Here is a 12,998-nt window from a genome sequence, read left to right as displayed (position 1 = left end):
GCCATCACCGGCCTCGACACCGGCGCCAATGTGGGAATCAAAATCAAAGCTGATCCACCGCAATATCCCCAGCCCCTTTACTCTCTCGCCGCTCGGCCATCCAGGCATCGACCTGCTGCCCGAACTCGGCCGGTGCCTTGCGCCCGAAGCGCGTTGCCAATGCCAGAACAGTCTGCTGCGCCAACGCCTCTTCCATGCGCTTCTGCGCCCCCAGCGTTACGGCATGAATCGCACAGGTGCCTTCCGTCGCCCAAGCGGGCGGCGAGCCCTCGAACAGCGTGCAGCGTTCGCGAATCTCGCGGCAATCGAAAATCTTTTTCGGCCCGTCGATGGCGTTGACGATATCCAGCACGTTGATTTCAGCCGCCGGTCGCGCCAGGCGAAAACCACCGCGCACGCCTTCGGTGGCGGCCACCAACCCGGCACGTGCCAGCTTGGTGAAAACCTTGGCCAGGTATTCCTGCGGCACGCCCTGCAACTCGGCCAGGTCGCGCACGCTGGAATCACGGCTCTCACTGCCCTCGCCTACCAGAAACAGCAGGCAATGGATGCCGTATTCGACGCCAGCACTGTAAAGCGACATATCAATCTCCGACCAACCATGTCGCAAATGATACGCGGGGAGCGTCGGTGCGGCAAAACACTTCCCCGCTTGCACGCATCCTGATCGTGCTGGCCGTTCCGGCAGCTACCCGCGCAGCACCTTCACCTCGCCTTGCTTGCCATCCGTTTCGCGCAGGTACTCCTGCAGCGAGTCGTCCATCGCCTGCATCCAGCGGGTGTGGTGTGGTACCGCTTTGGTGCCGGTAATCACCGAGCGGTACGATTTGTCGCGGTAGCCCATGATGTCGTGCTTCTTGTCGGTCTTCCATTGCAGGAAGATGCGGTTGACCGCATCGATGTCGAAGCGCGGGTAATCCGTCTGCTCGATCAGGTGCTTGATGTATCGGCCCTGGAACTCATACATCGAAGCTGTGGTTACCAGCTGCTCCTCATCCTCGCGCCAGCGCGCGCTGTCGGCCTGCATGGCCGCCTTGGCCGGCAGCTTGATGCGCCCCAGCATGTAGTCGCGCGCAAACCATGCCTGGGCGTCGAACAGGTTGAAGCTGTACCAGAGGTCCTGCATGCCCAGATACAGCAACTGCGGGTTTTGCTCCCACACCACGCCTTGGTACAGTCCGGCTGGCCACAGGCGGTTGTTGGTCTTGAGGGTGAGTTCATCGGGCAGGAACGGGAAGTGATGTTGGTAGCCCGTGCACAGGATGATCGCATCCACACGCTTGTTCGAGCCATCGGCGAAGAACGCCAGGTCGTTCTCGACGCGGACCAACTGCGGGCGCTCTTCCCAGCCCTTGGGCCATTTGTAGCCCATCGGCTGGGTGCGGTAGGCCGTGGTGATCGAGCGCGCGCCGTACTTGTAGCACTGCGAGCCGATGTCTTCGGCCGAGTAGCTGCTGCCGACAATGAGCAGGTCCTGGCCGTTGAATTCCATCGCTTCGCGAAAGTCGTGGGCGTGCAGGATACGCCCGGTGAACCGCTCGAAGCCTTCAAACTCCGGCACGTGTGGGGTAGAGAAGTGCCCGCTGGCCACCACCACGTAATCGAACACCTGCTCGATGCCAAGCCCCGCGCTGTAGTCGTGGGCGCTCACGGTGAACTCGCGGGTGTTTTCATCGAAGCTGACGTTTTTGACTGCGGTATTGAAGCGGATGTAGTCGCGCACCCCGGCCTTCTTCACGCGGCCTTGGATGTAGTCCCACAGCACCTCGCGCGGCGGGTACGAGGAAATCGGCCGGCCAAAATGCTCATCGAAGCTGTAGTCGGCGAACTCCAGGCATTCCTTGGGGCCGTTGGACCACAGGTAGCGGTACATGCTGCCGTGCACCGGCTCGCCATGCTGGTCGAGGCCGGTGCGCCAGGTGTAGTTCCACATACCGCCCCAGTCGGCCTGCTTTTCGAAGCATACGATTTCGGGCATGGGTGCGCCCTGGGCATGGGCGGATTGGAAGGCACGCAGTTGCGCAAGGCCGGACGGGCCGGCACCGATGATTGCGACACGAAGAGTCATAGTGATTCCTGAACAGTTGAACGCTGAAAAAATGCAAAGGCTCCCCAACCCCGAACGGCAAAAGGCCGGGGGTGGTGGAATTCAGGCGCTACGGTGCAGGTGGAGGGACGGGGCGTTTGCGCATCTGGGTCAGCAGGAGCTTGACCGGCGGGATCGACAACACGTGGAACAGGCTCGAAAGCGGAGAAGGCGTCATTGAGGTCGGCCCGTATCCATCTGCGCAGGGCGCGAAATGGGGGCCTGAGGGGCGGAAGATACGTGTGATCTCGTGCATGGGGGCTGAAATGGCCTCTTTTCTTTATGGTTTCCTTTTTATCTATAACGGATGGGGGTGGGGATATCAAGGACAATGCGGCCGCCGACCTGCTCGGCGTCGAACCTGTTATCTACCGCCAGCCCAAATATGTCACCTGCCTCGACCTGGGTGACTGGGGCGCGGCCTACAGCGAGGGCTGGGAACGGGAGCTGAAGCTGCACGGCCAGGAGGGCAAGGCGCTGAAACGCCAGATCAACTCGGTATGGATCTACCCGCCAGCCGCTGACCGCGCGCAGGCACTGGCCGCTGCCGACCCGTTGATCCCGATCGTATGACGTCTGATTGCGGGCAAAACCGTCAGTAAACGACGGATTTGCCCGCACACGTCGTTACATTGAATGACTGGTCAATAATGATGGCACTGTGACATCATTTAAATAAAAACGTAAGAGGGTGAGGCACACACACTAAATCCGCAGCGCATCGAGAGCTGGCACCCCCCTGGTGAGCCGGCCTTCCGTCCATGCTCTTGACGCCTGCACGCCACCGTCAAGGAGCATTCCATGCAATTACGGAATATGAAGATCGGCATTCGCGCAGCCAGCGTATTCGCCCTGTTGGGCGTATTGGTACTGGCCATGGGCATGATAGCCCTCTATGAAACCCGGCAAATGGATGAGGCCACGGATGAAATCCGTGTCACCTGGATGCCGGCCGTGGTAGCCCTCAGTGAAATCAGCAGCAACCTCGGCCGAGCGCGTGCCATCACCCTGCGCGCAGCGCTGGAAGAAACCGACCTGGAGCGTGCGCGCAGTCTGGACATGCTCAAAAGCATCAATGCGCAACTCAAGGACGGCCTGAAGGATTATGACAACACCATCGTCGCCACCGATGACCGCGCCCTGTTCAACCGCTTCAATACCGCCCACGAGCAATACGTCAGTCTTCAGGCGCAGGTCATCAGCGACATCGCTGCCGGGCGCCTCGACCAGGCCAAACTGCAGATCAACGGCCCGCTTTCCGAGCATGCCGACAACATGATGAAAGCCATGGCCGCGCTGATCGCCTACAACGGCAAGGGCGCCGAAGAGGCTTCGCAACGCAGCAGCGACGTCGCTGACCAGGCGTTGACCGCCATCATCGGTTCATTGCTGGTCATCATGCTGGTACTGGCCGCCATCGCCACACTGCTCACCCGCAGCATCGTGGTGCCCCTGGCCGATGCCGTGGCCGTGGCCGAGCGCGTGGCCACCGGCGACCTGACCCAGAACATCCATGTCACCGGCCGCGACGAGCCTGCCCTGCTGCTGCGCGCCTTGGGCCGCATGCAAGAGAGCCTGCGCGACACCTTGCGCAAGATCGCCGCCTCGTCCGACCAACTGGCCTCGGCCTCAGAAGAGCTGCATACCGTCACCGAAGACACCAGCCGCGGCCTGCATCAGCAGAGCGCCGAAATTGACCAGGCAGCCACCGCAGTCAACCAGATGACCGCCGCCGTGGAAGAAGTGGCCAACAATGCAGTGAGTACCGCTGACGCCTCCAAAGGCGCCGACCGCACCACCCGTGACGGCCGCGACCAGGTCAACCAGGCGCTGGCGTCGATCCAGCACCTGGTCGACGACGTGACCGGCACCTCGGCCGAAATCGAACAGCTGGCCAGCAACGCCAACGAGATCAGCCGGGTGCTCGATGTGATCGGCGCAATCGCCGGGCAAACCAACCTGCTGGCGCTCAATGCCGCCATCGAAGCCGCCCGCGCGGGTGAGGCCGGCCGCGGCTTTGCGGTGGTGGCGGATGAAGTACGCGCCCTCGCCCACCGTACCCAACAGTCGACGGCAGAGATCGAGCAGATGATCGTGGGCATCCAGACCGGCACCGAGCGTGCGGTGACGGCCATGCACAGCAGCCAAGGGCGCGCTGCGGGTACCCTGGAAGTGGCGCAGGGTGCGGGCCAGGCGCTGGAGGTGATTGCCGAGGCCATCGCCTCGATCAACCAGCGCAACCTGGTAATCGCCAGCGCCTCTGAAGAACAGGCACAGGTGGCGCGCGAGGTGGACCGTAACCTGGTGAACATTCGTGACCTGGCGATGCAGACATCGGCGGGGGCAAACCAGACCAGTGCAGCGGCGCAGGACTTGTCGCAGTTGGCAGTGGACCTGAATGGCATGGTGGCGCAGTTCAAAGTCTGATCAGGAATAGCCGGGCTGCTTTGCAGCCCATTCGCGGGACAAGCCCACTCCCACAGGTTGATTCAGTTTTTTGAGTGATCCTGTGGGAGCGGGCTTGCCCCGCGAATGGGCCGCAAGGCGGCCACCCGTTGCAACTGTCAGTCATTGACCCTGATAACCCGCGCACTATTGACCGCCTGCCCTCGCGTGGCCAGGCAGTAATACAGCGGCACCGTCACCAGCAAGCCGATCAACCAGGACAAATCAGCCCCTTCGACAAGGTTCGAATACGGCCCCACATACAGCGCGGTATTGGCAAACGGCAGCTGCACCGCAATCCCGCAAGCATAGGCAATGATCGCGTGGTGGTTGAAGCGGCCATAGATGCCGCCGTCGGCACTGAAGATAGACGCGATGTCGTACTGGCCCTTCTTGATCAGGTAGAAGTCGATCAGGTTGATCGAGGCCCACGGCACCAGCACCAGCAACAGCGCCAGAATCAGGCCGATGAACTGGCCGATGAAGTCCGCCGATGCATTCAGCGCCACCAGGCCACAGCCCAGCAGAATTACCGAGGCCAGGGCCACCCGCACCTTGATGCTCGGCGTCCACTTGGCGAAGAAGGTCTGGATGGCCGTGACGATCGACAGCACCGCGCCATACAGGTTGAGCGCGTTGTGGCTGATGATGTTGAGCAGGAACAGCACCATCAGGATCGGCCCCAGCCAGCCGGTGGCTTGCTTGACCGCGTCCATCGCGTCGGTGCCTTCTGGCACGCACAGCACCGCCACTGCACCAAAGCTGAAGCACAGGATGGTGCCCAGGGTGGCGCCGAAGTAGGTCGCCCAGAACGGCTTGGCAATGCCCACTTCCTTCGGCAGGTAGCGCGAGTAGTCCGAGGTGTACGGCGAGAAGCTGATCTGCCAGATCGTGCCCAGCGACACGGTGGCGATGAAGCCGGACAGGTTGAACGCCCCACGGCTGAAGAAATCAGCCGGCAGCTCCTGGACGAACATCATGATGAAACCGGCCAGCAGCGCCGAGCCCATGACCCAGGTACCGATGCGGTTGAGGATATGGATGAAGCGGTAGCCGATCACGCCGATGGCCGTCGCGCTGAGGGCGCCGATGACGATGGCACCGGGCATCGGCACGCTCGGGGCGATGCCGTGGATGGTCTTGCCCGCCAGCACGATATTGGAAATGAAGAAGCCGACGTAGATCAGCGCCGTGAAGAACACGATCAGCAACGCACCATAACGGCCAAACTGCCCGCGGCTCTGGACCATCTGCGGAATGCCCAACTGCGGTCCCTGCGCAGAAGCCAGCGCGATGACCACGCCCCCGGCAAGATGGCCAAGCACGATGGCGACCAGGCCCCACAACAGGTTCAGGTGGAACACCTGGACCACCATGGCGCCGGTGACGATGGGCAGTGGCGCAATGTTGGTGCTGAACCAGAGGGTGAACAGGTCGCGCGCCTTCCCATGGCGCTCGGCAGGTGGAACGTAATCGACCGTGTGATTCTCGACAAACTGGTGTTGCGATGACGGTTGGGACATGGTTTTCAGCTCGAAAGGTCGTTTTTATCGTTGTAAGGAAACCGCGTCTAGGCGGCCTCTCAGCTGCGGACCATATTATGGTATTCCAAACTTTTGACAACACTGATTCGGTCTAAAAATCTTTAACTGATCCGGTTCAGCAGCCGCGCCCAGGCCGTCTCGCTTTCGCCAAACCCCCTATTCACGCGGCTTTGCGCCATTCATCGCGAATTTTGTGCGCTAGAAAATTCCGCTTGCAAATCGAGTATTACGGTATACCATCAGACACATCAACGATAAAAAGCGGCCCACCGCTACCCCTTTCGAGGAACACGCCATGATCGACGCAACCGTCTATAAGAACGTCCTGGGCTCCTTCCCCTCAGGCGTCACCGTCATCACCACCCTGGACGACGACGGCTCGATCGTCGGCCTCACCGCCAGCGCCTTCTCTTCGTTATCGATGGACCCGCCGCTGGTGCTGTTCTGCCCCAACTACAGCTCCGACTCCTACCCTGTGCTGATCAAGCAAAAGCGCTTCGCCATTCACCTGCTGTCCGGTGAACAGCAAGCCGAAGCCTATGCCTTCGCGAAAAAGGGCAAGGACAAGGCCACCGGCATCGAGTGGACCCTCAGCGCCCTGGGCAACCCGTTGCTGGCCAATGCCACCGCCATTATCGAATGCGAACTGTGGCGTGAATACGAAGGTGGCGACCACGCCATCATGGTCGGCAAAGTGCACAACCTCATCGTCCCCGAGCAAGCCCCGCAGCCGATGATCTACTGCCGCGGCAAGATGGCCAGCCTGCCCGCCTTCGCCTGAAGCACCTAGCCTTATTACTGACGCCTGGTGCGCCAGGCGAGACTTTCAAGCTCCGAGGAAAGCCCCATGAAATTTTCGTTGTTCGTACACATGGAACGTTGGGATGAACAGGTCAGCCATCGCCAGCTGTTCGAAGACCTGACCGAACTGACCCTGATGGCCGAGCACGGCGGTTTCAGCACCGTGTGGATCGGCGAACACCACGCCATGGAATACACCATCTCGCCTAGCCCGATGCCGCTGCTGGCCTACCTCGCTGCGCGCACCGAGAAGATTCGCCTGGGCGCCGGCACCATCATCGCGCCGTTCTGGAACCCGATCCGCGTGGCTGGCGAATGCGCCCTGCTCGACGTGATCAGCAACGGCCGCATGGAAGTGGGCCTGGCCCGTGGCGCCTACCAGTTCGAGTTCGATCGCATGGCCAATGGCATGCCCGCCACCGACGGCGGCAAGGCCCTGCGCGAAATGGTGCCGGTGGTGCGCAAGCTGTGGGAAGGCGACTACGCCCACGACGGCGAGGTGTACAAGTTCCCCACCTCCACCAGCGTACCGAAACCTTTCAACGCCGAACCGCCGATGTGGATCGCCGCCCGCGACCCGGACTCGCACAACTTCGCCGTGGCCAACGGCTGCAACGTCATGGTCACCCCGTTGATGAAGGGTGATGAAGAAGTGCTGGACCTGCGCAACAAGTTCCAGGCGGCCCTGGACAACAACCCGGATGTGCCACGCCCGCAACTGATGGTGCTGCGCCACACCCACGTGCACAGCCCATCCGACCCTGAAGGCTGGAAGGTCGGCGCCCAGGCCATTTCGCGCTTCTACCGCACCTTCGATGCCTGGTTCGGCAACAAGACCGTACCGGTCAATGGCTTCCTTGCGCCAAGCCCGGAGTCGAAGTTTGCCGAAGTGCCGGCGTTCCAGCTGGAGAACATCCGCAAGAACACCATGATCGGTACACCCGAAGAGATCATCGCGCGCATCAAGTACTACCAGGAACTGGGCGTCGACGAGTTCAGTTTCTGGTGCGACAACAGCCTGCCCCACGCCGAGAAGAAGAAGTCGCTCGAGCTGTTCATCAACGAAGTGGTGCCGGCATTCGCCTGAATTCCCTTTGCCTGAAGTAGTTGCGGGATCAGCCCGCTCCCGGGGGTCCTCGTGGCCCTCGCGAGCGGGCATTTTTTTGAGTTTTAGGCCGGTACAGATGCCGCGCAAATCAAGGGATCAAGACGCCTTTCGTCCCCCGGCAAGAGATTTTTCCAGCCCCCTCTTGCACAACAAATATTATGGTATACCATCAGACAACAAGAGCTGATAACCCTCACCAGGAGCCACCCATGAGTTTCGAAATCCGCAAGATCGTCACCTACTCCGAAGAGACCCGCATCGAAGGCGGCAAGGCCACCGACAAACCGGTGACCATGGTCGGCCTGGCTGTGGTGATCAAAAACCCATGGGCAGGTCGCGGTTTTGTTGAAGATCTGAAGCCGGAAATCCGCGCCAATTGCTCCGAGCTGGGTGCGCTGATGGTCGAGCGCCTGATTGCCGCCATCGGCGGTGCCGACAAGATCGAAGCCTACGGTAAAGCCGCAGTGGTCGGCGCCGACGGCGAAATCGAGCACGCCTCTGCCGTGATCCACACCCTGCGCTTTGGCAACCACTACCGCGAAGCGGTGCAGGCCAAGAGCTACCTGAGCTTCACCAACAAGCGCGGCGGCCCAGGCACCTCGATCCAGATCCCGATGATGCAGAAGGACGACGAAGGCCTGCGTTCGCACTACATCACCCTGGAAATGCAGATCGAAGACGCCCCACGTGCCGACGAAATCGTCGTGGTCCTGGGCGCCGCCGACGGTGGCCGTCTGCACCCGCGCATCGGTAACCGCTACATCGACCTGGAAGAACTGGCTGCCGAAAAAGCCAACGCTCAATAACAACAACCAAGACGGGCCGGGGCGTGGCGTGCTTACCCGCCGCGCCCGACCTTCAAGGAGCGCCCTCCATGATTCAGCCTGTCGCTGAACGCACACCGGCCGGGACCAGTTACCTGGTTCAAGGCCAGGGCCAGGCTGTGGTACTGATCCACGGCGTGGGCCTTAACAAAGAAATGTGGGGTGGTCAGTTCGTTGGCCTGGCCAACGACTACCGCGTCATCGCCTATGACATGCTCGGCCACGGCCAGAGCGCGCTGCCAGCCGCCGACACCAGCCTGGAAGGCTACGCCGCCCAACTCGCCGAGCTGCTCGACCACCTGCAGATTGCCCAGGCAACCGTCATCGGCTTCTCCATGGGCGGCCTGGTAGCCCGCGCCTTCGCCCTCGCCTACCCGCAACGGCTGGCGGCGCTGGTGGTGCTCAACAGTGTGTTCAACCGCACCCCCGAGCAAAGTGCCGGGGTAATCGCCCGCGCCGCCCAGGCTGCAGAACTGGGCCCCGACGCCAACGTCGACGCCGCCCTCGACCGCTGGTTCAGCCGCGAATACAAGGCCGCCAACCCGGCCCAGGTCGCCGCCATTCGCCAGGTACTGGCGAGCAACGACCCGCAGGGCTACCACACCACCTATTCGCTGTTCGCCACCCAGGACATGTACCGCGCCAGCGACCTGGGCAGTATCCAGGTGCCGACACTGATCGCCACCGGCGAACTCGACTCGGGCTCCACCCCGGCCATGACCCGCCAGCTTGCCGCCAGCATTCCGGGCGCGCACAGCGTGGTCCTCGCCGAGCAACGGCATATGATGCCGGTGGAAGCACCGCGTGAAGTCAACAAGATGCTGTTGGACTTCCTCAAGCAAGCCCGCACCCTCACCGAATCCGCCAAGGGGATTGTTGCATGACCCTCGTACGTTTCCAGATGTGCATCGACGGCCAATGGCTCGATGCCCAGAGCGGCAAGACCTTCGACAGCCTCAACCCGGCCACCGCCCGGGCCTGGGCGCAACTGCCCGACGCCGACGAAGCCGATGTGGAACTGGCCGTGCAGGCCGCCCAGCGCGCGTTCGACAGCAAAGCCTGGCGCAGCATCACCGCCACCGCGCGCGGCAAGCTGCTGCGCCGCCTGGGTGACCTGATCGCCGAGAACAAGGAGCACCTGGCCCAGCTGGAAAGCCGTGACAACGGCAAGCTGATCCGCGAAACCCGCGGCCAGGTCGGCTACCTGCCAGAGTTCTTCCACTACACCGCAGGCCTTGCCGACAAGCTCGAAGGCGGCACCTTGCCGCTGGACAAGCCGGACCTGTTCGCCTACACCGTGCACGAGCCGATCGGCGTGGTCGCCGGGATCATCCCGTGGAACAGCCCGCTGTACCTGACCGCAATCAAGCTGGCCCCGGCCCTGGCCGCCGGCAACACCATCGTGCTCAAGCCGTCCGAACATGCCTCGGCGACCATCCTCGAACTGGCCCGCCTGGCCCATGAGGCCGGCTTCCCGCCGGGCGTGGTCAACGTGGTCACCGGCTACGGCCCAAGCACCGGCGCGGCGCTGACCCGTCACCCGTTGGTGCGCAAGATCGCCTTCACCGGCGGCGCCGCCACCGCCCGCCACGTGGTGCGCAGCAGCGCCGAGAACTTCGCCAAGCTGTCGCTGGAGCTGGGCGGCAAGTCGCCGAACATCATCTTTGCCGACGCCGACCTGGACAGCGCCATCAACGGCGCCGTGGCCGGCATCTATGCCGCCTCCGGGCAAAGCTGCGTGGCCGGTTCGCGCCTGCTGGTGCAGGACGAGATCTTCGACGAATTCGTCGCCCGCCTGGTCGAGCGTGCCAAGCGCATCCGCATCGGCAACCCGCAGGACGAGGCCAGTGAAATGGGCCCGATGGCCACCGCCCAGCAACTGGCCGTGGTCGAAGGCCTGGTCGCCGCAGCCAAGGCTGAAGGCGCCAAGCTGCACCTGGGCGGCAAGCGTGCCGAGGTCGAGGGTGACGGCTGGTTCTACGAGCCGACCCTGTTCGAGTGCGACAGCAACGCCATGACCATCATGCAGGAAGAGGTGTTCGGCCCGGTGGCTGCGGTCATCCGCTTCAAGACCGAGGAAGAAGCCCTGGAAATCGCCAACGACTCGCAGTTCGGCCTCGCCGCCGGCATCTGGACCCGCGACCTGGGCCGCGCCCACCGCCTGGCCCGCGACGTGCGCTCGGGCATCATCTGGGTCAACACCTACCGCGCGGTATCGGCCATGGCGCCGATCGGCGGCTTCAAGAACAGCGGCTACGGCCGTGAAAGCGGCATCGATTCGGTGCTGGCCTATACCGAGCTGAAGACCGTGTGGATCAACCTGTCCACCGCGCCCATGCCCGACCCGTTTGTGATGCGTTGAGAGGTAGCACGAGATGATCGAACCAGGCATCTACAAAGACGTGATGGGCTCGTTCCCGTCCGGCGTTACGGTGGTCACCACCCTGGACGCCGACGGCGGCATCGTCGGCATCACCGCCAGCGCGTTCAGCGCGCTGTCGATCGAGCCGGCGCTGGTGCTGTTCTGCCCCAACTACGCCTCCGACACCTACCCGATCCTGCGTGACAGCAAACAGTTCGCCATTCACCTGCTGTCTGCCGACCAGACTGCCGAGGCTTATGCGTTTGCCGGCAAGGGCAAGGAGAAAGCCAAAGGCATCGACTGGCACCTGAGCGAGTTGGGCAACCCGTTGCTGGCCAAGGCCACGGCGATCATCGAGTGCGAACTGTGGCGCGAGTACGACGGCGGTGACCACGCGATCATCGTTGGCGCGGTGAAGAACCTGGTGCTGCCGGCTGCGCCGGTGACGCCGATGGTTTATCACCGGGGCAAGCTGGGCGCCCTGCCGCCACTTGGCTGACAGACACCGACCGTCCTGCTTTTAGGGGCCGCGCTATCGCCTCACCCTCGGTAGCGGCCCCTGTTTTCTTCCGGAGTACAGTGCATGAGCAACGAAAAGTACGAGAAAGGCCTGCAGATCCGCACCCAGGTGCTGGGCGAGGAGTACGTCAACCGTTCCATCCAGAACGCCGACGAGTTCACCAAACCGCTGCAGGAGCTGGTCACCGAGTACTGCTGGGGCCATGTCTGGGGCCGCGATGGCTTGTCGCTCAAAGAGCGCAGCATGATAAACTTGGCCATGATTTCCGCGCTCAACCGGCCCCACGAACTCAAGCTGCATATCCGCGGCGCATTGCGTAATGGGCTGAGCCGTGAACAGATTCGCGAGATCCTGCTCCAGGTCGGCATTTATTGCGGCGTACCCGCGGCGGTGGACAGTTTCCGCCTGGCCCGCGAAGCGTTCGCCGAAGCCGATGCGGAGTCAACCCGTTAACAACGGGCTGTTCGAACCACTGCAAGGAGTGCCAAGGTTCCAGGCACTCCGCGATGTTGGCGCAACAGCCTCATAAAGAGCGCACCTGATGAAACGCCAGCCACTCGACGACAGCTTCAAGGTCAACCGCAACCCCGTTACCCTGCGCGAAATCGTGCTCGACAAGCTGCGCGCCGCGATCATGAACTTCCATCTGCTGCCGGGTGACCGCCTGGTAGAACGCGACCTCTGCGACCGCCTCGGGGTCAGCCGTACCTCGGTGCGTGAAGCGCTGCGCCACCTGGAATCCGAAGGCCTGGTCGAATTCGCCGATGCCAAAGGCCCGCGCGTGGCAATCATTACCCTGGAAGATGCCCGCGATATCTACGAGCTGCGCTGCGTGCTCGAAGGCCTGATCGTCCAGCTGTTCACGCTCAATGCCAAGGCCAAGGACATCCGCGCCCTGGAACGCGCGCTGGAGGTCAACCGCGAAGCGCTGGAAGAAGGCGAGCTGCAACAGGTGCTCGACTCGGTGCAAGGCTTCTACGACGTGCTGCTGGAAGGCTCCGGCAACCAGGTCGCCGCCCAGCAGCTGCGCCAGTTGCAGGCACGCATCAGCTACCTGCGTGCCACCTCGGTCTCGCAAGAGAACCGCCGGGGTGCCAGCAACCGGGAGATGGAAAAGATCGTCGAGGCGATCAAGGGCGGCGACCCGCTGGTCGCCCACCAGGCCTCGGTCGATCACGTCCGCGCTGCCGCCAAGGTAGCCCTGGACTACCTGCGCCAGAAGCAGGATGACAACACCAAGGTGCGCGACATGGTCGAGCCCCTGGCCCTCAAAGAGCCCCGTATAGAACCCCGCATAGGCCGCTGACC

At 62.6% G+C, this 12,998-nt stretch carries 12 protein-coding genes and 1 pseudogene; 10 read left to right on the top strand and 3 right to left on the bottom strand.

What is annotated here, in order from left to right; genetic code table 11:
- Positions 1–43: 43 nt before the first annotated feature.
- Both LJX93_RS11250 and LJX93_RS11245 read right to left on the bottom strand, forming a co-directional pair.
- The gene (locus tag LJX93_RS11250; RefSeq protein WP_033697335.1) at positions 44–583 is read right to left on the bottom strand and encodes an RrF2 family transcriptional regulator; all 540 of its coding nucleotides are present in this window, start codon (positions 581–583) and stop codon (positions 44–46) included.
- Between the two features lie 105 nt (positions 584–688).
- Positions 689–2,068 (bottom strand): NAD(P)-binding domain-containing protein, encoded by a 1,380-nt coding sequence (locus tag LJX93_RS11245; protein WP_033697334.1) that lies wholly within the window; start codon positions 2,066–2,068, stop codon positions 689–691.
- A gap of 345 nt (positions 2,069–2,413) precedes the next feature.
- Between LJX93_RS11245 and LJX93_RS11240 the strand changes: the two are divergent.
- Positions 2,414–2,659, top strand: a pseudogene (locus LJX93_RS11240) (NAD(P)/FAD-dependent oxidoreductase); the annotation flags it as partial.
- A gap of 228 nt (positions 2,660–2,887) precedes the next feature.
- A complete protein-coding gene (locus LJX93_RS11235; protein WP_033697330.1) occupies positions 2,888–4,513 on the top strand; it encodes a methyl-accepting chemotaxis protein in 1,626 nt (541 codons plus the stop codon).
- A 137-nt stretch (positions 4,514–4,650) separates the two neighbouring features.
- Here the strand turns inward: LJX93_RS11235 and LJX93_RS11230 are convergent, their stop codons facing one another.
- On the bottom strand, positions 4,651–6,054 hold the full coding sequence (locus tag LJX93_RS11230) for a purine-cytosine permease family protein (protein WP_227697197.1): 1,404 nt from the start codon (positions 6,052–6,054) through the stop codon (positions 4,651–4,653).
- A 316-nt stretch (positions 6,055–6,370) separates the two neighbouring features.
- Here LJX93_RS11230 and LJX93_RS11225 point away from each other — a divergent pair, with 316 nt between their 5' ends.
- The 8 genes from LJX93_RS11225 to LJX93_RS11190 all read left to right on the top strand — a co-directional run bounded on the left by LJX93_RS11225 (position 6,371) and on the right by LJX93_RS11190 (position 12,996).
- Positions 6,371–6,856 carry a flavin reductase family protein gene (locus LJX93_RS11225; RefSeq protein ID WP_033697327.1) on the top strand — a complete coding sequence of 162 codons (486 nt, stop codon included), beginning with the start codon at positions 6,371–6,373 and terminating at the stop codon, positions 6,854–6,856.
- A gap of 66 nt (positions 6,857–6,922) precedes the next feature.
- Positions 6,923–7,963 (top strand): LLM class flavin-dependent oxidoreductase, encoded by a 1,041-nt coding sequence (locus LJX93_RS11220; RefSeq protein ID WP_033697325.1) that lies wholly within the window; start codon positions 6,923–6,925, stop codon positions 7,961–7,963.
- Positions 7,964–8,193: 230 nt separating this feature from the next.
- Positions 8,194–8,790, top strand: coding sequence for an amino acid synthesis family protein (locus LJX93_RS11215; RefSeq protein ID WP_033697324.1), 597 nt, complete (start codon positions 8,194–8,196; stop codon positions 8,788–8,790).
- A gap of 68 nt (positions 8,791–8,858) precedes the next feature.
- Positions 8,859–9,692 carry an alpha/beta fold hydrolase gene (locus tag LJX93_RS11210; protein WP_033697323.1) on the top strand — a complete coding sequence of 278 codons (834 nt, stop codon included), beginning with the start codon at positions 8,859–8,861 and terminating at the stop codon, positions 9,690–9,692.
- On the top strand, positions 9,689–11,170 hold the full coding sequence (locus LJX93_RS11205) for an aldehyde dehydrogenase (RefSeq protein WP_227697196.1): 1,482 nt from the start codon (positions 9,689–9,691) through the stop codon (positions 11,168–11,170). Before LJX93_RS11210 ends, LJX93_RS11205 begins: the two co-directional genes overlap by 4 nt.
- Before the next feature lie 13 nt (positions 11,171–11,183).
- A complete protein-coding gene (locus LJX93_RS11200) occupies positions 11,184–11,669 on the top strand; it encodes a flavin reductase family protein (protein ID WP_033697321.1) in 486 nt (161 codons plus the stop codon).
- Between the two features lie 84 nt (positions 11,670–11,753).
- Positions 11,754–12,143 (top strand): carboxymuconolactone decarboxylase family protein, encoded by a 390-nt coding sequence (locus LJX93_RS11195; RefSeq protein WP_033697320.1) that lies wholly within the window; start codon positions 11,754–11,756, stop codon positions 12,141–12,143.
- Positions 12,144–12,231: 88 nt separating this feature from the next.
- The gene (locus LJX93_RS11190; RefSeq protein WP_033697319.1) at positions 12,232–12,996 is read left to right on the top strand and encodes a GntR family transcriptional regulator; all 765 of its coding nucleotides are present in this window, start codon (positions 12,232–12,234) and stop codon (positions 12,994–12,996) included.
- Positions 12,997–12,998 lie beyond the last annotated feature (2 nt).

The organism is Pseudomonas sp. HN2-3 (genome assembly GCF_020691745.1).
Lineage (GTDB): Bacteria > Pseudomonadota > Gammaproteobacteria > Pseudomonadales > Pseudomonadaceae > Aquipseudomonas > Aquipseudomonas capeferrum.
Note: the sequence above shows the minus strand (reverse complement) of the source record. Positions and strands in the feature narration are given on the sequence as shown.

Excerpts from the sequence above, each read along its gene's own strand:
- LJX93_RS11235 (WP_033697330.1), top strand. The coding sequence starts at position 2,888 with ATGCAATTACGGAATATGAAGATCGGCATTCGCGCAGCCAGCGTATTC.
- LJX93_RS11205 (WP_227697196.1), top strand. The coding sequence starts at position 9,689 with ATGACCCTCGTACGTTTCCAGATGTGCATCGACGGCCAATGGCTCGAT.
- LJX93_RS11210 (WP_033697323.1), top strand. The coding sequence starts at position 8,859 with ATGATTCAGCCTGTCGCTGAACGCACACCGGCCGGGACCAGTTACCTG.
- LJX93_RS11215 (WP_033697324.1), top strand. The coding sequence starts at position 8,194 with ATGAGTTTCGAAATCCGCAAGATCGTCACCTACTCCGAAGAGACCCGC.
- LJX93_RS11250 (WP_033697335.1), bottom strand. The coding sequence starts at position 583 with ATGTCGCTTTACAGTGCTGGCGTCGAATACGGCATCCATTGCCTGCTG.
- LJX93_RS11230 (WP_227697197.1), bottom strand. The coding sequence starts at position 6,054 with ATGTCCCAACCGTCATCGCAACACCAGTTTGTCGAGAATCACACGGTC.
- LJX93_RS11190 (WP_033697319.1), top strand. The coding sequence starts at position 12,232 with ATGAAACGCCAGCCACTCGACGACAGCTTCAAGGTCAACCGCAACCCC.
- LJX93_RS11220 (WP_033697325.1), top strand. The coding sequence starts at position 6,923 with ATGAAATTTTCGTTGTTCGTACACATGGAACGTTGGGATGAACAGGTC.
- LJX93_RS11195 (WP_033697320.1), top strand. The coding sequence starts at position 11,754 with ATGAGCAACGAAAAGTACGAGAAAGGCCTGCAGATCCGCACCCAGGTG.
- LJX93_RS11200 (WP_033697321.1), top strand. The coding sequence starts at position 11,184 with ATGATCGAACCAGGCATCTACAAAGACGTGATGGGCTCGTTCCCGTCC.
- LJX93_RS11225 (WP_033697327.1), top strand. The coding sequence starts at position 6,371 with ATGATCGACGCAACCGTCTATAAGAACGTCCTGGGCTCCTTCCCCTCA.
- LJX93_RS11245 (WP_033697334.1), bottom strand. The coding sequence starts at position 2,068 with ATGACTCTTCGTGTCGCAATCATCGGTGCCGGCCCGTCCGGCCTTGCG.